This is a genomic window from Rhodococcus sp. NPDC127593, assembly GCF_042671975.1.
GTDB lineage: Bacteria > Actinomycetota > Actinomycetes > Mycobacteriales > Mycobacteriaceae > Rhodococcus_F.
Genome location: NZ_JBHXWI010000030.1, coordinates 1 through 20,075, shown reverse-complemented (window position 1 = coordinate 20,075; position 20,075 = coordinate 1). Strand labels below are relative to the sequence as shown.

Below are 20,075 nucleotides of genomic sequence, written 5' to 3'. Positions count from 1 at the left end.
CACGCCGAACGGGCGGTATGAATTTATTCGAAAAAACACAAGGGAGCTCGAGGAACATGACGCACTGGTCTGCTGATTATGGTTGGCGTGGCAAGGTCGGGTTGATCTCTACACCGGTTATCGAGAACGCTCATGTCGAGCTCGCGCGTGTCGCTCCGGAGGGAGTGGGTGTATACCAGACCTTCCCGTACGTACCGAACTTCCGCGTGGATGCCACGAATATCAAGCGGGCAGTCGAGCAGCTCGAGACCTCCGCCGCTGCACTCGGCTCGGCCGGCGTCGATATCGTCGGCCAGGTCGGCACGCCGTTCTCGTTCGCCGGCGGTTCGGGTCTCGAGTGGGCCGAAGACATTTCCACGAAACTGGAAAAGGCCTCCGGGAAACCTGTCGCATTGATGGGCCTGTCCATCGTCGAGGCACTGCAGGAACAGGGGTACAAAACCGTCGCCATCTCATCGACTTACTACAGTCGAGAGCTGAGTGAGCGGTACACGCAATTCCTGGAGGCCGGCGGCATTCGTGTGCTGACCATCAAGAACTGGGTCGACCAGAAGCGCTTCCCCGACGAGGAGTCGGTGGACGGTAGGAACCTCTGGTACCCGGCCAGCTACGCGTACAAGAGTGCGCGTGAGGTCGCGGAAGAGGCTCCCGAGGCGGACTGCATCATCATGTCCGGCGCCGCGGTTCACACGATGGACATCATTGCGCCACTGGAAGCAGATCTTGGGAAGCCCGTGATTTCCAGCGACTCCGCATTCTTCTGGAAACTCCTCAGCCTCCTCGGCGTCCGCGAGACCTCCGGCGGCTGGGGCTCCCTCCTCGACAGCCTCTGATGCGCGTGCGGCGCTTCACCATCCGCCTAGCATCGAGCGCGTGGACCGGTCGCTGACATCAGAGGCGCGTCGGGCGCCGACTCCGGAAGAAGTTGTCGCCCGACGGCCGCGCCGCTGGCGGCGTCCGGTCCTGGACCACCGCGCGGGCCCTGTCGCCGCCAGACCCGGGAATGGCCGAGGCTCCGGTCTCGTTCAAGTAGTCAGGGCGCTGATGACAGCGGCTGGTCACTGCGACCGTGGAAGCGCCTGGGAGTCTGAGCGGGTAAAGCGCGGGAAGAATCAGTGATGGTGCGCACGTCAGTTCCGCTTGCGGGTGGAGATGGTGTGTGATCGGATTACCTCTAATCGATTGCTGGTGAGCATGTCTCGATAGCTGCCTGGACAGATCGAATCAGGACATATCACGCCCCGTGTCAGGAGTAGCCGGGTGTAGTGGTGGCAATTGAAGGAGGCATTGCGTGGAAATCAATGACGCGCGGACCGTCGAGTCCGAAACGGAGAGGGTCGCGACCCCCCGTGGGCAGGCCGCCCGGATCTATGCCGCGAGTTTCGTCGGCACCACGATCGAGTTCTTCGACTTCATCGTCTACGGTACGGCGGCGGCGTTGGTGTTTCCCCAGGTCTTCTTTGACGGGGTTCCCTCCGCATTGGGCATCGTGTTCTCCTTCGCGACACTTGCGATCGGTTATGCTGCCCGACCGCTGGGGGGCATCATCGGTGGTCACTACGGTGATCGGTACGGCCGCAAATCCGTGTTGGTCGCCACGATGGCCGTCATGGGCGTGAGCACGTTCCTCACCGGGTTGTTGCCACCGTCGGCCAAGATCGGCATCTTGGCACCGATCCTCCTCATCCTGCTGCGTGTGGTGCAGGGTGTCGCAGTTGGTGGTGAGTGGGGTGGCGCTGTGCTGATGGCGGTCGAGCACGCCGGCAAGGAGAAGCGGGGCTTCTCCGCCACCGCCGTTGCCATGGGCTCGGCATGTGGTGTCTTCCTGGCCTACGCATCGTTCGCCGCTCTCGGGTTCCTTTCTGAGGAGCAGTTCAACTCGTTCGGGTGGCGCATCCCGTTCGTGGCGTCGATCGCGCTGGTGATCGTCGGCATGTACATCCGACTGAAGGTCGAAGAGTCTCCAGTCTTCCTGGAAGCAAAAGAGGCGCCGACAGAGTCCGAGCGGCGGTTGCCGATTCTTTCCCTGATCAAGGAACAGCCGGGCCGCACCCTTGTCAGCATCCTGACCTACACGGGGCCGTTCATGGCGCAGGCGATCTTGACGACCTACGTAATCACGTATGCAAAAACGGAGTTGGGAATGCCGCGGCAGGTCTTCCTCAACGCCATGATGATCTCGCTGCTGGGGATGATGGCGATGGTCCCTGTGCTCGGCGCACTCTCCGACAGGATCGGGCGGAGGGCGATCTACGTTCCGGCCTGCCTGGCCTTCGGCGTCTTCTCGTTCTTCACCTTCCCGATGGTTGGAACGGGCAACACGTGGGTCATCTTCTTGCTCTTCATCGTGGGGATGAGCTTTCTGAACGCCGCGACGCTCGGCGTCGTCGGCTCGATTCTCTCCGAGGTGTTCCCCACCCGGCACCGGTACACCGGTGCGTCTGTGGCATACCAGTTCGCCGGCCTGATAGGTGGTGGCTTGGGGCCGCTCGTCGCAGCGTCAATGGTCGGGAGCGGCATGCCCGTGGTGTCGGTCGGGATCATGGTCGGGGTCTTCTGCGTGATCAGCGCGATCGCCTGCTACAGCCTGGGCGACACCCGCAAGCACGAACTCGTGGACTAGCCAAGGTCGACCCGCCGCGACGCCCCAAGTGCCCCGAGCCCCTTGGCTCGGGGCACTTGGGATTGAACGGCGGATGACGTCGACGAGGTGTTCGTCCTCAGGGCACTTCTGGAGAGCCATGGCGCATCGCACGCCGCGCCGACCATCGCTGAGGAACACCTTGGGGAAAATCGAGCGCATGTGTGCCGGGGCAGAGTTGCAACGGTGCCTGACGACACCTGACTCGAGCGCCCGAGTTAGGTCAACCATGCATTCCACCAACGGACCTGATCGCCGCGGGAGTGCCCGGCTCGTTGCCTCGGTCTCGTCAGTCGTCCCGATGCCCGTGTCGCTCAATACGTTCGAGCGATTCTCCGACGAAGGTCCTTGGGCGCAGCCTCAACCATCACCGGTAGATCCGGGCAGCCTTCCGTGCCCGCAATCCGGGCTGGGCTGGTGCTGTCATGCATGGCCGCGCGATTCGAGGCGAGCCCGTAGACCTAGACGACTGGGCCGGTTACCGGGACGCCACCGGTCAGGTCTCGGGGCCAGAACGAAAGGTCTGACCTGCGACGCCCCGGGCTGACACCGATCAGCCCTGTCGGTCCGCGACATCCTCCCAGCGCTGCGCGAGGGAATCCATCATCGAAACGACAATTTCCATCCCCAGGGGACCGAACCCCTCCATGAGCAGGCCGTCCAACTTCTGTGCACGTCCGACCAGATCCGTCACGGCCGCCTTCCCCTCATCGGTGAGGTACAGGAGTCGCTTGCGCCCGTCGTCGGCAGGGCGGACCCGATTGATCAGTCCGCGCTCCTCCAAACGGGTGACGATGCTGGCCATGGTCGATCGATCCAACGAGATCGAAGCTCCGACCATCCCCTGTTCGACTCCCGGATAGGTGCGAATGGCCATGAGGACGGCCACCTGCGGTCCGGTTGTCGTCGTGTCGACATGGGCGAGCCAAGCCGCTTGGTACGCCTGGTTGAGGCGACGAAGGAGGTGCCCCGGTGCCGACATCATGTCGGGTGGGGTTGGGTACTCACGCTTCTGATCGTGATGGTTCATAGCCGGAGTGTCTCGCTGCTTGGCCATGGGCGGAGGGTACGCCTGCCTGTCTGTCGTTTGATGGCTCCCCCGGCATTTGAGTGAATCGGCCGTCATATCGATCACCCGGCTCGGACTCGTCTCGCCGCGTCGACGACCACCAAGGTCGGTGATACGGAGTCAGACCCAGCAGCCCCACCTGGTGCCTCAACTTCGGACCCGTCCACGGACGAGTCGGTACCCGAGGGCGATCACCACTGTCGCCAGCGTCGCCAGCGCAGCCACACGGAGCGCCGGGCCGGCCGCAGCGCCGAGGATGTTGAGCGAATCCGCTTCCTCCGACGCACTTGATGAGGCTCCCGGCTCGCCCGTGGCCCCATTGAGCTTGTCGGCCAATCGTGCGGCGAACTGGCCGATGATTTTGTCGGCGACGTCCGACATGATGCCGCGGCCGAACTGCGCCGGCCGTCCGGTGATGTTGAGATCGGTCACCATGGTGACATTGGTCCGCGCGGCACCGGCGGACTCCATGGAGCCTGTGACGACCGCGCGCGCGGATCCATTGCCGCTGGTGTCTCGCCCCTCAGCCTCGATCACCAGGCGTCGGCTCGGCTCGTCACGCTTGATGTAGACCCCGGCGCCTTTGTACTTCAGCGAGACGGGGCCGAGTTTGACTCGCACACCCCCGGTGAACGAGTCACCTGTGTACTCGGTCAGGTCTGCGCCCGGGAAGCAGGGTGCGACGAACTCCGGATCGTTGAACGCCCTCCACACATCGTCGATCGGCGCTTCGATAGTGAACGTGTTGGTCAGTTCCATGATGCTCTCCTGGGTCTTGTCGTGTCAGCGGCGCGACGCGGGCCGGAGCTCAGTGACCGCGAGGTCGCCTTTGTCGACGATCAGTTCGTCGTCGAGGTACAGCGAGCAGTTGCGCATCGGAATGTCCATGTGGCACGGCGTGTCGTTGGGGCCGCCGAGCTCGTTGTTGGGCCCGGTGGAGATCATTACGTTGCCATAGTACGAACGGGTCTCGACCCCGATCACGTTGGGATCCTGCACCATCCCATGCCAGCGCGCGCGCTCGTCGAGTCCCCAACCCACATGGCTCATGCCGAAGCCACGCGGATCGGCGAAACCGTCGATATGTGCCTTGACGAAGTCGGAATCGAGGCTCGAATGACCGTCGACTCCCCGGATGTCCACGATGAAGCCATTCTCGATCGTGAACTTGACCGGCGACTGCACGTAGGTGTCGAAGGGGTGGATGATGTCACCCGGGCTGAGCACGATTGTGCCGTCCACGCCGTCGTCGTCGGCGCCGGTGAAGGCGAACCCGCAGCCCCAGTGATCCCAGCGGCCGGGGGTGTCCGTGTAGCCGTACTCGGCCATCGCCGGGTACTTTCCGAGGCGGTAGGTGACATCGGTGCCGAGGTCATTGGTGATACGAAGGGACTTCGCCTCCGCCAGGTACTTCTGGGAGAGCTCGACGCGGTCTCGCAGTTCGTGCGTCGGGAAGAGACGTGCCAGGACCGGCACAGGCTCGATCGCGGAAAGGACGCGTGTGCCCGCGCCCTGGATCTCGAATTGCTCGGGGCTGAAAAGCATCAGCGCACAGTCGACGACCATGTCGGCCTTCTTCAATGCGTCCACGGCGAGCGGGTTGGAGCCGAGCCCCACGTCGCCGACCTGCCAGGCACCAGCCGGGTCGCTGGGGGCCGCCAAGCGCAAGTGGTACGTCTGGGCGCCCAGACGCTGCGCCGCCCACATGAAGGAGTCTGCGTACGCGGTCCTCTCGTCACCGCGCGTCAGAACGGCGATCGTCTCTGATTCGTTCACTCCGCAAAGCTTCAGTTCCTCCAGGCAAAGCTCGTTGAAGGCAGTCGGATTCATCGTGAAGACCCCTCTCGTGAGGTAGTAATTCGTACACGGACTATCGCATTGGACCCGATGTTTGTTTGCCGTCAATGTTTTGTCAAGCGGTATGGAGGCCTGCTCGAAGTCTCCGCACTGTGAGGCGTGTTTCAGCTCGGTGAACTGCGCGACGCGGAGAGAGTGGAGGGGTGGGGTTTTTCGTTCAAGGATGGCGAGTGTCGGGACATCTATTGCGAAACTCATCAGTGTGCGTACTATCTAGGTGAGATAGTCGTCCAAGGAGGTAGTCATCAGAACCTCGGCACGGCACCCACCTTGTTTCAGGAGGTTCCATTGAGTAACCATATTCACAGAGTCGTTATCGCGGGCGGAGGCCTCGGTGGTCTCACCGCCGCCTACCTGCTGCGCAGTGTCGGCATGAAGGTCACCGTGCTGGAGCAGGCCAACGAACTCGGGGAGGTCGGTGCCGGCATCCAGACCGCGCCCAACGCGAGCCGAATCCTGATCAACGCCGGACTGCGGCCCCAGCTCGAGGCGATAAAGACGGAACCCACCAGTCAGGTGCGTCGACGGTGGAGTGACGGCAAGATCCTCGCCAGTCGGCCGCTCGGCGACACCCTGTGGCAAGAGTTCGGGGCGCCGTACTGGCACTTCCACCGCGCGGACCTTCACCAGATGCTCGTCGATGTGTGCTCGGATCCCACGTTGCCCGGACCCGTTGTCGACCTGCACACGAACTCGAAGGTGGCCACCGCCGACCAGTCGAACCCGGCGCTTCCGGTGGCAATCACCGAGGACGGCCGCAGATACGAGGGTGATGTCCTCATCGGGGCTGACGGAGTGCATTCACGCGTGCGTGCCGCCATGGGTATGAGCGAAGAGGAGGACCTCCTCTTCTCCGGGCAGATGGTGTTCCGGGCGATGGTCCCGGGTGAGAAGTTGAAGGCGGACCCCGCTACCCGCTTCCTGTGGGACAGCTTCCATTCGACAATGTGGTACGGCCCTGGTCGGCATCTGGTTCACTACTTCATCCGTGGTGGTGAGTACCTGAACGTGGCCGCGGCCCTCTCCAGTGATGTGAATCTGGACAAGGGCTGGACCGAAGAGACGACAGCCGAGGAATTCATCAGGGCATTCGGCGACTGGGACTCGCGGATCGCTTCGATCCTGGAGAAGGCCGAGGGGCCGATCCTCAAGTGGGCCCTCTTCGCGCACCGTTGCAATCCGGTCTGGGTCCAGGGGCATGTCGGACTCCTCGGCGATGCCGCACATGCGATGGTGCCGTTCCAGGCTCAGGGTGCCTCGCAGGCGATCGAGGATGCGGCCGTGCTCGCAGAGGAACTCGCCGTCGTCGACAAGGACCAGATCTCGGCTGCTCTGCTGCGCTACGGCGCAAAGCGCGCCAAGCGGGCGGGGATGGTGCAGGAGGCTTCGGCGCAGAACGCCCACCTGTACCAACTGCCAGACGGACCCGAGCAGGAGCTCCGGGATGAGAAGCTGGCAAGATTCGAGGGAGAGTCGGACGTCTCCTATGAGTGGCTCTGGAACGGAAGGCACGAACCGATGTCCCCGGCGTATGTCTTCAGCAAGGGGGACCGCCCGGCTCTTGCGAGATTGCAGGACGAATGATCACTCCGTTTCATGCGACATTGCCTGTGTCGAGCGACCAGGCGCTCAACGCTCTCGCCGACCGAGAGTTTCTGGCCGAGTGCGTGCCTGACGTGAGGTTCGAAACCGGCGACGCTGATGAACTGCTGCGGGGCACTTTCACCAGCGACGACCCAGCAACGGTGGCCATCTATCAGTTCGGGCTGCGCCTCATCGATTTCGACCAGGATGGACGCAGTCTGCGGTACGAGGCGCAGGCGCGTCAGGTCGATGGACGGGGCCTTGCGTCTCTGATCGTGGATCTGGATGTAACCGTTGAGGGCGAGGGAACTGCGCTCGTGATGAATTCCTGTCTCAGCATGGCAGGAATCGGCAACCGCCGCTCCTACGCGGAGATCGAGCGGACCGTCTCCGACAGGCTCTCGGCATTCGGCACCAGCGCCGTTGCGCTGCTCGGCGAGGACACCGGTAGAACCTGGCCGGCTCCCGGCGCTGCAGCGCCTCAGAACCCGGCAGCACTTGCGGTGGCGCCTGGGGCCGCGAAGACTGTCATCGACCCCAGGTTGAAGCGGGTCATTCTCCCACTCGGTACCTTCGGAGGGACAGCCTTGTTCACCTACTTGATCTGGCGTGCGATCCGCGCGGTTCGGGGCGAGGAACGAATGCGGGGTGCGGGCTCGTGAAGCCTTCGAGGTTCGATTACCTGCGGCCGGACAGCGTTGACGAAGCGCTCCGTATGCTCGCTGAGGATCCGGATGAGTCGAAGATCCTTGCCGGGGGCCAAAGCCTCATCCCGGTGCTGAATTTCCGATTGGCGTCGCCTGAGCGCCTGATCGACATCAATAGATTGGTTGATCTCGCGTACCTCAGATCCGTTGACGGAAATCTGCACATAGGTGCCCTGACCAGGCACGCCACTCTCGAGAAGTCCAGGCTGATCGAGCGCCGATGGCCCCTGTTGAAGGAGGCCGTCCACTGGGTGGCGCACGCCGCGATCAGAAACAGGGGAACAATCGGTGGCAGTGTTTCGCACGCCGATTCGGCTGCCGAGCTGCCGGTCGCATTGACCGCCCTGAATGCGACCATCGTGGCGCGTTCCAGCAGCCGGGGCGAGCGGTGCATCCCCGCGCAGGACTTCTTCGTGGGAACGATGACTACCGCCATGGAGCCGGACGAACTACTCGTAGAGGTCCGTGTACCTCCGCTCCCTGCCGGTCACGGGTACGCATTCGAAGAGATCTCACGACGGAACGGCGACTTCGGCCTTGCCGGTTCAGCCGTCGTCCTCACGGTCGACGAACAGGGCACCTGCTCGGACGCCAGGATCTCGCTTCTCGGGGCGGCGCAGACACCGCTGCGGGTCCCCCGAGCCGAGGAACGCCTGACAGGTAGTGGCATCGACGATGCTGCTGTCGAGGCGGCTGTTCAACTTGCGCGCGAAGCCAGCGAACCCTCGGGAGATCTTCACGGCTCCGCCGAGTACCGACGATCACTCATCGGGGTGGTCGTGCGCCGGGCAATAAACAAAGCAGTCGAAAGAGCAAAGGAGGGCCGCGATGCAACTCCGCGCCATGACCACTAGCTTGAACGGCAAAGACTTCACTGCAGAAGTCGAGCCGCGGACGCTTTTATCGGATTTCATCAGGCACGAAGCCGGGCTCACCGGCACCCATGTCGGGTGCGAGCACGGCGTGTGTGGCGCGTGCACGGTGGAGGTCGACGGCTCGCCCGTTCGGTCGTGTCTGATGTTCGCAGTCCAGGCCGAAGGTTGCCACGTCAGAACGGTCGAGGCCGTGGCAGGCACAGACGACGACTGGACCGTGCTCCAACAGGCCTTCCACGAGAATCATGCGCTTCAGTGTGGCTTTTGCACGCCAGGTTTCCTGATGGCCCTGCAGCCGCTGCTCCTCGAGAACAAGGAATTCACCGAGGAAGAAATTCGCGAGGCACTCTCGGGCAACCTCTGCAGGTGCACCGGATACGAGAGCATCGTGAAGGCGGTGACACAGGCTCTCGACACGTTGCGTGCAACCCGAAACCCGACCGGGTCCACGGATAACCTTCCGTCCGAACAGGTTTCGTCGGAGTTGATGTCATGAATGCCAGTCCTGAACAACCCTCGGGGATGGTGGGACGGGCAACACTTCGCGTTGAAGACCGCCCACTCCTCACCGGTACCGCAACCTTCCTGGACGATGTCCGGTTGCCCGGCGACGTACTCCATGTCGTGTATGTGCGGAGCACCATCGCGCACGGCATCATCAAGGAAATCCGGAGCGAGCATGCCGCAGCCATGGAAGGAGTGGTGGGTGTCTTCACGCGCGAAGACCTCGGCGACGTCCCCGACCTGGTGACGCCTGTCGCGAACGCGAGCAAGCCTCCGCGTCCCATTCTCCCGCACGAGCGGGTGCGTTACGTGGGCGAACCTATCGCCGCGGTCGTGGCGACCTCCCGCTACATCGCCGAAGATGCCGCCGGTCAGGTGGACGTCGACATCGAACCCTTACCGGTCGTGAGCCACATTGCCGATGCGCTGGACCCGGCCAAGCCGATCCTGCACGAGTCCGAGGAGATCACCTCGAACGTGCTCTTCGACCGCCTGATCGAAGTGGGTGACCCGGACGGGGCCTTCGACGAGGCCGCCCATGTCGTCGAGCGCGTCTTCCGGCACCCCCGGGTTGTTCCGTCGCCGATGGAGGGGCGCGGTGCAGCGGCGTACGTCGACGACGGTGAAGTCGTGCTCTGGTCCTCGACCCAGTTCCCGCATGCGCTCATGGAATGCGTCAGGGACCTCTTCGGGTTCCGGGTGCGAGTCAAGTGCCCCGACATCGGAGGTGGGTTCGGGCTCAAGAGCGTGGTCTCCCCCGAGGAGCTCGTGGTGGCCTGGCTGGCCGTCAAGCTCGATCGATCCGTCAAGTGGGTCGAGGACCGTGCGGAAAATCTCATCGCCTCTGCGCACGCACGCGACTTCGAGGTCAAGGTTCGTGCTGCGGCGGACGCCAACGGCAACTTGCTCGCGATCGAGTTGGACTCCCTGGGCAATGGCGGAGCGTACTCGGTCTTCCCGATCACACACGTACTCGAGACGGCCGGGGTGCTTGCCATGACCCCGGGCCCCTACCGTCTTTCGAACTATCGTGCCCGCGGCCGTGCCGTGACCACGAACACCTGCCCGGCGGGACCATATCGTGGCGTGGGACTACCCGTCGCCAATTTGATCCACGAACGGATCATGGACATCCTCGCCAAGGAGGTCGGGATCAGCGCCGTCGAGATCCGCCGGCGAAACCTGATCACGCCGGAGGAACTTCCCTACACGACGGTCACGGACCAGAAGTACGACTGCGGTAACTACCCGGCTGCTCTCGAGGCGGCTGCCGAAATGCTGCGTGTGGACGACTTCGCGGCAGAGCAGGCGGCGGCTCGTGACGACGGGAAGATCCTGGGCCTGGGCATCTCCACCTACGTGGAGTGGACAGGGAACAATTCCAAGCTCTTCAAGCAGCGCGGCATGACGGCGATGAAGGGATGGGACAGCTGCCAGCTCAGCCTCGGGCAGGACGGGCGGGCCAAGATCTGGACATCGAGCCCGTCCATCGGACAGGGCAGTGCCACGACCTATTCGCAGGTCCTGGCCGACGCCAGTGGGCTCGACTACGACGACATCGATGTGATCCAGAGTGACACGGGTTCCGGCGAGGTGGACGGAACAGGAACCGGCTCCTCGCGGAGTGCGTCGGTCACCTCCGGGGCGATCGTCAAGGCCGGCGAGGAACTCAAGGGTCGCCTACTGGAGGACGCGGCGGCACTGCTCGATGTTCCGGTTGATCGCCTGCAGATCCGGTCCGGTCTGGTCTTCGTGGTCGATGACCCGACGGTGTCCGAATCTGTTCGGAGCTTGGCAGCCAAGGCGCCGGAGGGGCGCTTCACGCTCGGCCGGACGTATGAGGCTGAGACCGTCCTGTACTCGTACGCGACACACGCCTGCCGCGTGGAGGTGGATCCGGAGACAGGCTTCGTGAAGATTCTCGACTGGGTCGTGGCCGAAGATTGTGGTCGGGTCATCAATCCTCTTGTCGTCGAAGGGCAGACCAAGGGGGCCATCGCCCAGGGTATCGCCGGGGCTCTCTACGAGTCGTTCCAGTACGACAGTGAGGGACAGCCCCTGGCCGGGTCCTTCATGGACTACCTGATCCCGACGGCGAGCGAGCTGACGAACGTCACCGTCCGGCATCTTCCGGTCCCTGCGCCGGACGGCATCATCGGTGCGAAGGGAGTCGGCGAGGGTGGAACCATCGCGGCCGGCGCATGCCTGGCGAATGCGGTCACGAATGCCCTGGAATCGGAGTTCAATGAGCTCCCGTTGCATCCCGAAGCACTACAGAAGCAGGCTCAGATGCTGCTGAGCCGGCCGTCCAGAGCGGAGGCCGTGTCGTGACCCGGACCGAAAGTGCCGCAACTGTTTCGCTCACCGCGCCCTTCTCCGGGCGGGTGGGATGGGGGCGCCGTCCGGCGTTCATCGTCGTGGATCTCGTGCATGCATACACCGATGCGGACGGCATGTTCTCGCTGCCCGGGATGGAGGCAGTGGTCGAAGCGACGGAAACGCTCGTCGGTGTCATGCGTCGAGCGGGCTTTCCCATCGTCTGGACGGACGTCAGGTACGACGAGACAATGTCGGACGCGGGCCTGTTCGGCAAGAAAGTGCCGGGACTGGCCGCATTCGCAAAGGGTGCTCCCGAGCGCGGTGGCAAACTCGTGCTGCAGCCCGAACCCGGAGACGTGCGCATAACGAAGAACTATGCGAGTTCCTTCTTCGGAACGTCCTTGGCGTCGACTCTGCACACTGCCGGCGTCGACACCGTCTTGGTCGGCGGCGTATCCACATCCGGTTGCGTGCGGGCTACGGCCACCGATGCCCTCAACCACGGTTTCAGGCCCCAGGTGGTTCGCGAGACGTGTGCAGACCGGAGTCCGGAGCTGCACGAGTCGAACCTCCGCGACCTCGATGCGAAGTATGCGGATGTATGCCATCTGGATGAGGCCATCGCCAGGGTTGACGCCCTGTCCGGCCTTGAAGGCTAGTACCGCAAACAGTGCCAGACGTGAACGAGGGCGTGTCACGGGCACGCGACGCGATTGACGGCCGCGTATCTCGTTGACTGGCAGAGAGGTCAGCTCTTGTCCATCGGCAGACCGGTCCGTCGCAAAGCGTGTCGTGTCATCTCGATGCCCTGATCCACGGCGTGGCGATGTTGCTCGCCCCAATCTATTCCGCGTCAAATTCCAATGCGTGCAATACATCTAGCGAAAGGGAACAGCATGGCCAATATGTTGAGTCGGGAAACGGTACCGGCGCCTCGTCGGTTGCGACAGGCACTCGAGGAAGCACCGCGAACTGGACCCGTGATCGCGCCCGGCGCATACGACGGACTCACGGCGCGGTTGATCGAACTTGCGGGATTCGACGCTGTCTACTTGACCGGTTTCGGTGCGACGGCGTCGCTGCTGGGGATGCCGGATGTCGGCTTGCTGACTGGAACCGAAATGGCTGATCAAACACGTCGCTTGGTCTCCGCCGTCGATATCCCTGTCATCGCTGATGCTGACACCGGATACGGAAATGTCGTCAACGTAGCTCGGACTGTGAGTGTCTATGAACAGGCCGGGGCTGCTGCGATTCAGCTTGAGGATCAGGTGAACCCGAAGAAGTGCGGGCACATGAGCGGCAAGGCACTCGTGTCGGCAGGCGAGATGATCGGCAAGATTCAGTCCGCCGTGGACGCACGGCGCAATCCGGACACGGTACTGATCGCACGTACCGACGCTATCGCAGTCGACGGTGTGGACGCCGCAATCGCGCGAGCTAGGGCATACCATGCAGCCGGCGCTGACGCATTGTTTGTCGAGGCACCGACCAGCGAGCCAGACATCGAGCGACTGGCCGGAGAACTCGCAACCGAGATGCCTCTTGTTTTCAATTGGGTCGAAGGCGGGAAAACGCCCCCTCTCACATTCGAGCGAATGCGGGAACTTCAGTTTGCAATGGTCATTTATCCGATTGGAACCCTGCTCGCAGCAACCGCGCGTGCACGTTCCTACCTGGCGGACCTGAAGGAACACGGCACGCCTACGGCGGCGTCGTTGGCTGGACTTCCGAGCTTCGAGGATTTCACTTCTGTGGTTGGTTTGCAGGATGTGCGGGCTCTCGAGAACCGCTACGTGTCCGAGGAAGCAGTTTCCGCTGTGTAACAAAGGCAGTGGTTTGCTCGGCCCGAAGAACCTACCCCAGAAAACATCTGGAGATGGGAATCGGTCGCCTCATCCGCACGGTCATCGACAGATCCGGGCCGGCCAACAGAGATTGTTCCCATAGAACGCGGGAGTCGGCCCGCATCAGCGCCTTGCTCGGCGTTTGCGGCGCAGGCGGCGGGCGGCGGTCACGGGTCGGATGACCAACCACCCGTCCCACGGGGATCCGCAGTCGCCGCCGTGGGTACCGCCCTGTACGACGTGCGTCGCCGGTGACCACACCGGCCACTGGTGAGGACACGTTGTCTGTGGGCACGAACATGCACATCCGCAAGCGAGCCCGTGGCAGGATTGTTGTTTCCATCAATACGACTATTGCGCTTGCTGTTACAGCCCTGTGCGATTGACTGCACTCCACCAGGCGTCGCTGTGTACGGAGAACGGCTTGTCGGATATCTGCAGGGCCAACGGTGCCGTCGGCGGGGATGCGGCCACCGGCCCGCGCATCTCCAGCCAACACAAACGGCTGGGACAGATGGACATCATTCTCGATACCGATGCTGATTTCAGCAACGCTACGCCCAACCGGAAGCACACAGGGGTTGGAAAAGTCAGATGACAGACAAACGCGTTGCGAAAGGATTTGTTCTCACTGAAATAGGTTATGACGGACTTGTCGAAATCGAGCGCGAGGTTCCGTCAGTGCGCACGACGCAGATCTTGGTCGAGATGAAAGCTGCTTCGCTTAACTTCCGCGATCTCAAAATCCTCAAAGGCGTCTACGCTGTGAAGCCCAATTTGCCCATCGTGCCTCTGTCCGATGGGTCTGCGCAGGTGATCGAAACCGGAGTCGAGGTCAGTCGATTCAAGGCCGGTGACAGAGTTCTCCCGATTTACATGGAAGGCTGGTACAGCGGTCCCTCAACGAAGGATAGACGGGGCTGGAAAGCGAAGTCTGCCGATGTTGACGGTACGGCCATCCAGTATGCGGTTTATGATCAGGAAGACATACTCCCGATCCCCGCATCGCTTTCCTATGAGGAAGCTGCGTGCCTGCCTTGTGCCGGCGCTACGGCTTGGCAGGCATTAGTTTATGTCGGCCAAGTCAAGACTGGCGATACCGTCCTGATCATGGGCAGTGGCGGCGTTTCGGTGTTGGGTTTACAAATCGCACTGATGAGCGGCGCGCGTGTGATAGCAACCTCCAGCGACGACGCGAAGCTCCAGCGACTGATCGACATGGGTGCCAGCGACGGTATCAATTACAAGAAGAACTCTAATTGGGAAGAAGAGGTTCTGAGGCTGACCAACGGTCGCGGCGTCGATCTCGTACTGGACGTGGTGGGTGCGGCGACGATCGGACAGTCGATGCGTGCGACGAAAGATGGGGGCTATGTCGGGAGTGTCGGGAACTTGAGTGGGGAATTCTCATCGGCCGCCGCAACAGAGCGCGAAATTCGTGTCGCAACCATTCCTGTCGGCTCTCGCGAAATGACGGAAGACCTGATGAGGGCGCTTGATCTACACAACGTGAAACCGGTCATCGACAGAAGTTTCCCGTTCAAACAATTGAGGGAAGCCCTGCAATACCTGGAAAAGGGCCAGCACTTCGGCAAAGTGGTCATATCGTTCTAGACACCAAGTCGACCCAGCGTCGCCGATGGTCCAGTAGGGCTCGCTGTGGAAGACCGAGGTGCGGATGCACTCGGTTTGTAGAGCCCGATCACGCACTCCATCAGGCCGTTGCCATACGTATCGGCAACCGAACCGATCGACGGCCGGATGCCCTCGTCGGCGAGGTGGTCGGTGAAGGTCATGGGATATAGCCGCCACGGGTCTCGACGACGTCAGTCCTCGGCGATCGTCTCCCATCGGCTTGCCAAAGACCTAAGTAGGTCGACAATCAGTTCTTGGCCGAGGGGCCCATATCCCTCCATGAGAAGGATGTCGAGCTCCTGGGCGCGTCGGACAATCGCGTCGATTGACTCATAGCCCGCGGCGGTGAGGAATAGCAGTCGTTTACGCCCATCTTCGGCGGGCCTTTTCCTCTCGAGCCAGCCCCGTTCCACAAGGCGCTTGACGATGCTTGCCATAGTTGATCGGTCGACGGCGACTGATGCTCCGAGAGCTCCCTGCTCGACGCCAGGGTTACTCCTTATGGCCATCAGTACGGCGGCCTGAGGTCCGGTAGCGACCGGATCGACATGTTTCAGCCATGCCGACTGGTAGGCCTGGTAAAGCCGCCGCAGGAGATAACCGGGAGCGGAGACCATGTCCGGAGGAGCCTCGAGCGCATTCCGATCGTTCGTCTTCAATGTGTTGTCAAATCTATCGATTGTCACGGGTTCAGCTAACCATGTGTGACCTACGGCGGGTTGGCTCGACTTGACGGTTCGGCACGTTCGAGTGTCGGTGAGATTGGCGTGCGGTTCAGCGGCGACAGCACGCGACCTCGACGAAGAGGGCAGGGCGGGGGTGTCGTGTGCGCTCGGAACATGACAACTGCGGCCGCATAGAAGGATCGGCTGGCTGGTGTGCTCGACCATTACGGGAGGCGGCGTCGTCACTCGGTCACTTGCTGGGCGTGCCCTTCGTCGTCGGTCAACGCTGGACACGGGACAGTGGTCGGTGTCGAACTTTGCCCCGAGCTTGGGCGGCGGCACGAGCTGCGGAGCGTTGTCGATCACGCCAACGGTGCACTTCTCGGTTTCTCTCTGTCTTGGGTATTCGGTCGTGGTGATTTGCTTATTTCAGCCTTGGATATGACTTTCGGTATCGTCCCATTCGGAGTCGCGAAGTTCGTTCTTGCGGGTCTTGCCTGTTGAGGTTTTGGGCAATTCGACGAGGAACTCGACCGAACGGGGAGCCTTGTACGAGGCGATCCTCGATTTGACGTGTGCAACAAGTTCTTCGGTGTTGCTTTCGGTACCGGGATTGAGGACGACAAATGCTTTGGGCCGTTCTCCCCATTTCTCGTCGGGAACCCCGATGACAGCTACGTCGGCGACGGCGGGATGACTCATCAGCGCTTGTTCGACCTCGATGGTGGAGATGTTCTCTCCGCCCGAGATCACGACGTCCTTGGCGCGGTCGAGTAGCTGCACGTATCCGTCGGGGTGCATGACCCCGAGGTCACCGGAGTGGAACCATCCACCTCTGAAGGCGGTAGCGGTGCCGGCGGGGTCGCGGTAGTAACCCTTCATGACGTTGTTGCCGCGCATGACGATTTCGCCCATCTCGACGCCATCGGAGTCCACATCGGTGAGGCTGCCGTCATCGGCCGGCTTCTCGCGTACCACCCGCAGGTGGTCCGCGGTGAGGAAGCCGACGCCTTGCCGGGCCAGGAGACGGGATTGCTGCCCGGGGTCGAGGTCGGCCCATTCGGGCTTTTCCTCGCAGACCGAGTACGGCCCGTAGGTTTCAGTGAGACCGTAAACATGCACTAGTGTGGCTCCGAGGGACCGGATTTCATCGATTGTCGTCGGGCTCGGCGGTGCGCCGGCGGTAACGATCAGCAACGGGTTCGCGAGTGGGTGCGCTTGAGGTGCCGACGCCAGCAGCGAAAGCACGGTGGGTGCGCCGGCCATGTGATTGATGTGCTCGGTGTCGATCAGGGTCCAGATCGCGTCGCCGCGGACCGCACGCAGGCAGACGTGGGTGCCCGCAGCTGCGGTGACCGCCCAGGCCGAGCACCAGCCATTGCAGTGGAACATCGGCAGGGTCCACAGGTACCTGGTATCGAGCGCGAATCGCTGGTGATGCAGCTCGCCGAGCGCGTTGAGGTAGGCGCCCCGGTGGGTGTACATGACACCCTTGGGGCGGCCGGTGGTGCCGGAGGTGTAGTTGATCGCGATGGTGCGCGTCTCGTCGTCCACTTCCCACGGGATGTCTTCGCCGGCGCCGCGGGTCAATAGCCCCGTATAGCTGGTGGTGCCGGGAACCTGCTCGTAGGTGCCGTCCTGGCTTGGGGTTTCGACGATCTCTGCGACGGTGGCGAGATTCGGGTGTTCGCCGAGCCCCCGCAGAAGTGCGGCGTCACCGATGAGGATTTTGGCCTCGGAGTGATCGCAGATGTAGGTGATCTCCTCGGCGGACAGCCGGGTGTTGATCGCGACGAGGATGCCGCCGGTCAGCGGAACGGCGAAATGGGCGAACAGCATTTCGGCGCTGTTGGATGCAAGATAGGCCACCCGGTCGCCGACACGGATTCCCGAGGCGCGTAGGGCGTGCGCGAGTTGGGTGACATCGGCCACGAATTCGGCGTACGTCCATGTGCGATCGCCGTCGATCACTGCGGTCTTGTTCGGGTGTACCTCCGCGGCCCGAGCGAGGAAACGAAGTGGGGTGAGAGGCGTATCAAGCCCAGACATGATTGATCCTTCGAAGTGGGGGGTCCGGCAAGTATCCGTCTGTTAAATCAAAACGGTGTCCGCAGCTGGATCAGCTCTACTACGGGGAGTTCGGCACCTGATGCCGTGCAGAATTACCACCGCCGGATAGCGGGTGTGTAGGTCGATCGGCTCGCCTCGAACGTGGCGATGTCGAACTCGTGTCGAAGAGTCAATCCTATGTCGTCGAGGCCCTCGATCAAACGCCACCGGGTGTAGTCGTCGATGGTGAACGGCACAGTCAGATCATTCGTAGTGATCAGGCGCGCACCAAGATCGACCGTCAGTTCCGTACCCGGACTGTGCTCGAGCGTGCTCCACAGCAGTTCGACGTCAGCCTGTTCGACAGTCGCGGCAAGGAGCCCCACCTTTGATGCGTTTCCCTTGAAGATTTCACCGAAACGGGACGCGATCACGACTCGAAACCCATAGTCCATCAGTGCCCACACCGCATGTTCGCGGGACGATCCGGTTCCGAAGTCGGGACCGGCGACGAGCACGCTACCGCGAGAGAAGGGCTCGACGTTGAGGATGAATCCTGGGTCCGATCGCCAGGTGGCGAATAGCGCGTCCTCGAATCCGGTGCGGGTGACTCTTTTCAGATATTCACCGGGGAGGATTTGGTCGGTGTCGACGTCGGACGCGCGTAGTGGTGTTCCGACTCCGGTGTGGGTGGTGAAGGCGTGCATCTTGTCTCCTGGACCTATCCGACGCGGATCGGTCGGTGAGTTTCGGCGTGGTTTAGGGGGACGAGGTCGGTCGGCGAGGAAAGCGTTCCGCGCACCGCCGTTGCGGCTGCCACGAGCGGTGAGACCAGATGGGTACGGGCAGACCTGCCCTGGCGCCCTTCGAAATTTCGGTTGGACGTGGACGCGCTGCGCTGTCCTGGTGAAAGCTGGTCAGGGTTCATGCCGAGACACATCGAACAGCCGGCCGCACGCCATTCCGCGCCCGCGTCGGTGAACACTCGATCGAGGCCTTCCTCTTCGGCCTGCGCTTTGACCGACATCGAGCCTGGAACGACAAGCATCCTGACGGAGTCGGCGATCCGTCGGCCGGAGAGCACCGACGCGGCGGCACGCAGATCCTCGATGCGGGCATTGGTGCAGGATCCAATGAAGACGACGTCGATACCGATGTTGCGCAACGGGGTCCCTGGCGATAGACCCATGTAGTCGAGGGCCTTGCGGGCCGAGATTGCTTCACGCTCGTCCGTCATGTCCGCTGGATCGGGTACGACAGATTCGAGTGGAAGCCCCTGCGCGGGGTTGGTGCCCCAGGTGACAAACGGCGTCAGCGAGGACGCGTCGATGTAGACGACTTGGTCGAAGTCGGCGTCGTCGTCGGTGTGTAGCTCCCGCCACGTCTCGACCGCTCGATCCCAATCGGGGCCGCTCGGCGCGTATCGGCGGCCGCGAAGGTATGCGAACGTGGTGTCATCGGGTGCAACCATCCCCGCTCGACCGCCCGCCTCGATCGTCATGTTGCACATGGTCATCCGCGCTTCCATCGACATCTTCCTCACCGCCTCGCCTCGGTATTCGAGGACGTATCCGGCACCGCCGCCGGTACCGATCCGGGCGATGACGGCGAGGATGACATCTTTGCTGGTCACGCCGGGAGGCAATTCTCCCTCGATCTCGACGGCCATGGTCTTGAAGGGCCGGATCGACAGGGTCTGGGTAGCGAGGACGTGTTCGACCTCCGACGTTCCAATGCCGAAGGCGAGTGCGCCGAAGGCACCGTGTGTGGAGGTGTGTGAGTCGCCACAGACCACGGTAGTTCCCGGATGAGTGAGTCCAAGTTGTGGACCGATGACGTGCACGATGCCCTGTCCCTCGTGTCCCATCGAGAACAGTTTGATGCCGAACTCCTCACAGTTACGACGCAGCGTTGCAACCTGTGTCGCGGAGATCGGGTCGGCGATCGGAGCAAGGATGTCTACAGTGGGAACGTTGTGATCTTCTGTGGCGATCGTGAGGTCTGGTCGTCGAACTGTGCGACCGGAAAGGCGAAGGCCTTCGAACGCTTGCGGGCTGGTGACCTCGTGCACGAGATGGAGATCGATGTACAGGAGGTCTGGTTCTTGACTGAGCCCCGGGCGAACCACGTGCCGCGACCAGACCTTTTCTGCAAGTGTTCGACCAGAACCACTCGTCGACGTGGACTGTTTCATTCTCGGTCACCTTTCAAGGAGGGGTGTGGGCGGGGTGTCATGCGTCGCTGAGGTCGACGGTGCGGTTGTCGCCGATCCGGTATGCGCAGATGGCGCTGAGTGTGCAGAATGCTGCGAGCATGATCGAGA

At 62.4% G+C, this 20,075-nt stretch carries 17 protein-coding genes; 10 read left to right on the top strand and 7 right to left on the bottom strand.

Annotation, left to right across the window (positions count from 1 at the left end):
- Window positions 1-56 precede the first annotated feature (56 nt).
- Both ACFVJ3_RS26545 and ACFVJ3_RS26540 read left to right on the top strand, forming a co-directional pair.
- Complete coding sequence (locus tag ACFVJ3_RS26545; protein WP_378454889.1) at window positions 57-833, top strand: hypothetical protein; 777 nt, start codon at window positions 57-59, stop codon at window positions 831-833.
- A gap of 458 nt (window positions 834-1,291) precedes the next feature.
- On the top strand, window positions 1,292-2,623 hold the full coding sequence (locus tag ACFVJ3_RS26540) for an MFS transporter (RefSeq protein WP_378454888.1): 1,332 nt from the start codon (window positions 1,292-1,294) through the stop codon (window positions 2,621-2,623).
- Between the two features lie 571 nt (window positions 2,624-3,194).
- Here ACFVJ3_RS26540 and ACFVJ3_RS26535 read toward each other — a convergent pair.
- From ACFVJ3_RS26535 to ACFVJ3_RS26525, 3 genes are all read right to left on the bottom strand, one after another.
- Entirely contained in the window at window positions 3,195-3,698 is a 504-nt protein-coding gene (locus ACFVJ3_RS26535) for a MarR family winged helix-turn-helix transcriptional regulator (RefSeq protein WP_378454887.1), read from the bottom strand.
- A 159-nt stretch (window positions 3,699-3,857) separates the two neighbouring features.
- Window positions 3,858-4,469, bottom strand: coding sequence for an SRPBCC family protein (locus tag ACFVJ3_RS26530; protein WP_378454886.1), 612 nt, complete (start codon window positions 4,467-4,469; stop codon window positions 3,858-3,860).
- A 24-nt stretch (window positions 4,470-4,493) separates the two neighbouring features.
- Complete coding sequence (locus tag ACFVJ3_RS26525; protein WP_378454885.1) at window positions 4,494-5,486, bottom strand: leucyl aminopeptidase; 993 nt, start codon at window positions 5,484-5,486, stop codon at window positions 4,494-4,496.
- Between the two features lie 369 nt (window positions 5,487-5,855).
- Between ACFVJ3_RS26525 and ACFVJ3_RS26520 the strand changes: the two genes are divergently transcribed.
- From ACFVJ3_RS26520 to ACFVJ3_RS26485, 8 genes are all read left to right on the top strand, one after another.
- The gene (locus ACFVJ3_RS26520; protein ID WP_378454884.1) at window positions 5,856-7,151 is read left to right on the top strand and encodes an FAD-dependent monooxygenase; all 1,296 of its coding nucleotides are present in this window, start codon (window positions 5,856-5,858) and stop codon (window positions 7,149-7,151) included.
- Entirely contained in the window at window positions 7,148-7,813 is a 666-nt protein-coding gene (locus ACFVJ3_RS26515; protein ID WP_378454883.1) for a hypothetical protein, read from the top strand. The genes ACFVJ3_RS26520 and ACFVJ3_RS26515 overlap by 4 nt, the downstream gene beginning before the upstream one ends.
- Window positions 7,810-8,712 carry an FAD binding domain-containing protein gene (locus ACFVJ3_RS26510; protein ID WP_378454882.1) on the top strand — a complete coding sequence of 301 codons (903 nt, stop codon included), beginning with the start codon at window positions 7,810-7,812 and terminating at the stop codon, window positions 8,710-8,712. Before ACFVJ3_RS26515 ends, ACFVJ3_RS26510 begins: the two co-directional genes overlap by 4 nt.
- Entirely contained in the window at window positions 8,687-9,229 is a 543-nt protein-coding gene (locus ACFVJ3_RS26505; protein ID WP_378454881.1) for a (2Fe-2S)-binding protein, read from the top strand. The genes ACFVJ3_RS26510 and ACFVJ3_RS26505 overlap by 26 nt, the downstream gene beginning before the upstream one ends.
- Entirely contained in the window at window positions 9,226-11,568 is a 2,343-nt protein-coding gene (locus tag ACFVJ3_RS26500) for a xanthine dehydrogenase family protein molybdopterin-binding subunit (RefSeq protein WP_378454880.1), read from the top strand. Before ACFVJ3_RS26505 ends, ACFVJ3_RS26500 begins: the two co-directional genes overlap by 4 nt.
- A complete protein-coding gene (locus ACFVJ3_RS26495; RefSeq protein WP_378454879.1) occupies window positions 11,565-12,215 on the top strand; it encodes an isochorismatase family protein in 651 nt (216 codons plus the stop codon). Before ACFVJ3_RS26500 ends, ACFVJ3_RS26495 begins: the two co-directional genes overlap by 4 nt.
- Window positions 12,216-12,536: 321 nt before the next feature.
- Window positions 12,537-13,382, top strand: a complete 846-nt coding sequence (locus ACFVJ3_RS26490) for an oxaloacetate decarboxylase (RefSeq protein ID WP_378454878.1) — start codon at window positions 12,537-12,539, stop codon at window positions 13,380-13,382.
- A gap of 615 nt (window positions 13,383-13,997) precedes the next feature.
- Window positions 13,998-15,017: an NAD(P)-dependent alcohol dehydrogenase gene (locus tag ACFVJ3_RS26485; RefSeq protein WP_378454877.1), complete on the top strand. Its 1,020-nt coding sequence runs from the start codon at window positions 13,998-14,000 to the stop codon at window positions 15,015-15,017.
- A 212-nt stretch (window positions 15,018-15,229) separates the two neighbouring features.
- Here ACFVJ3_RS26485 and ACFVJ3_RS26480 read toward each other — a convergent pair whose 3' ends face one another.
- The 4 genes from ACFVJ3_RS26480 to leuC form a co-directional block, all read right to left on the bottom strand.
- Window positions 15,230-15,724, bottom strand: a complete 495-nt coding sequence (locus ACFVJ3_RS26480) for a MarR family winged helix-turn-helix transcriptional regulator (RefSeq protein WP_378454876.1) — start codon at window positions 15,722-15,724, stop codon at window positions 15,230-15,232.
- A gap of 408 nt (window positions 15,725-16,132) precedes the next feature.
- Window positions 16,133-17,752 carry an AMP-binding protein gene (locus tag ACFVJ3_RS26475; protein WP_378454875.1) on the bottom strand — a complete coding sequence of 540 codons (1,620 nt, stop codon included), beginning with the start codon at window positions 17,750-17,752 and terminating at the stop codon, window positions 16,133-16,135.
- A 113-nt stretch (window positions 17,753-17,865) separates the two neighbouring features.
- Complete coding sequence (leuD, locus tag ACFVJ3_RS26470) at window positions 17,866-18,459, bottom strand: 3-isopropylmalate dehydratase small subunit (RefSeq protein WP_378454874.1); 594 nt, start codon at window positions 18,457-18,459, stop codon at window positions 17,866-17,868.
- A gap of 14 nt (window positions 18,460-18,473) precedes the next feature.
- Window positions 18,474-19,946 carry a 3-isopropylmalate dehydratase large subunit gene (gene leuC, locus ACFVJ3_RS26465; protein ID WP_378454873.1) on the bottom strand — a complete coding sequence of 491 codons (1,473 nt, stop codon included), beginning with the start codon at window positions 19,944-19,946 and terminating at the stop codon, window positions 18,474-18,476.
- Window positions 19,947-20,075 lie beyond the last annotated feature (129 nt).

Coding starts and splice junctions, on each gene's coding strand:
- ACFVJ3_RS26545 (WP_378454889.1), top strand. CDS start 57: ATGACGCACTGGTCTGCTGATTATGGTTGGCGTGGCAAGGTCGGGTTG.
- ACFVJ3_RS26535 (WP_378454887.1), bottom strand. CDS start 3,698: ATGGCCAAGCAGCGAGACACTCCGGCTATGAACCATCACGATCAGAAG.
- ACFVJ3_RS26530 (WP_378454886.1), bottom strand. CDS start 4,469: ATGGAACTGACCAACACGTTCACTATCGAAGCGCCGATCGACGATGTG.
- ACFVJ3_RS26515 (WP_378454883.1), top strand. CDS start 7,148: ATGATCACTCCGTTTCATGCGACATTGCCTGTGTCGAGCGACCAGGCG.
- ACFVJ3_RS26505 (WP_378454881.1), top strand. CDS start 8,687: ATGCAACTCCGCGCCATGACCACTAGCTTGAACGGCAAAGACTTCACT.
- ACFVJ3_RS26500 (WP_378454880.1), top strand. CDS start 9,226: ATGAATGCCAGTCCTGAACAACCCTCGGGGATGGTGGGACGGGCAACA.
- ACFVJ3_RS26485 (WP_378454877.1), top strand. CDS start 13,998: ATGACAGACAAACGCGTTGCGAAAGGATTTGTTCTCACTGAAATAGGT.
- ACFVJ3_RS26475 (WP_378454875.1), bottom strand. CDS start 17,752: ATGTCTGGGCTTGATACGCCTCTCACCCCACTTCGTTTCCTCGCTCGG.
- leuD (WP_378454874.1), bottom strand. CDS start 18,459: ATGCACGCCTTCACCACCCACACCGGAGTCGGAACACCACTACGCGCG.
- leuC (WP_378454873.1), bottom strand. CDS start 19,946: ATGAAACAGTCCACGTCGACGAGTGGTTCTGGTCGAACACTTGCAGAA.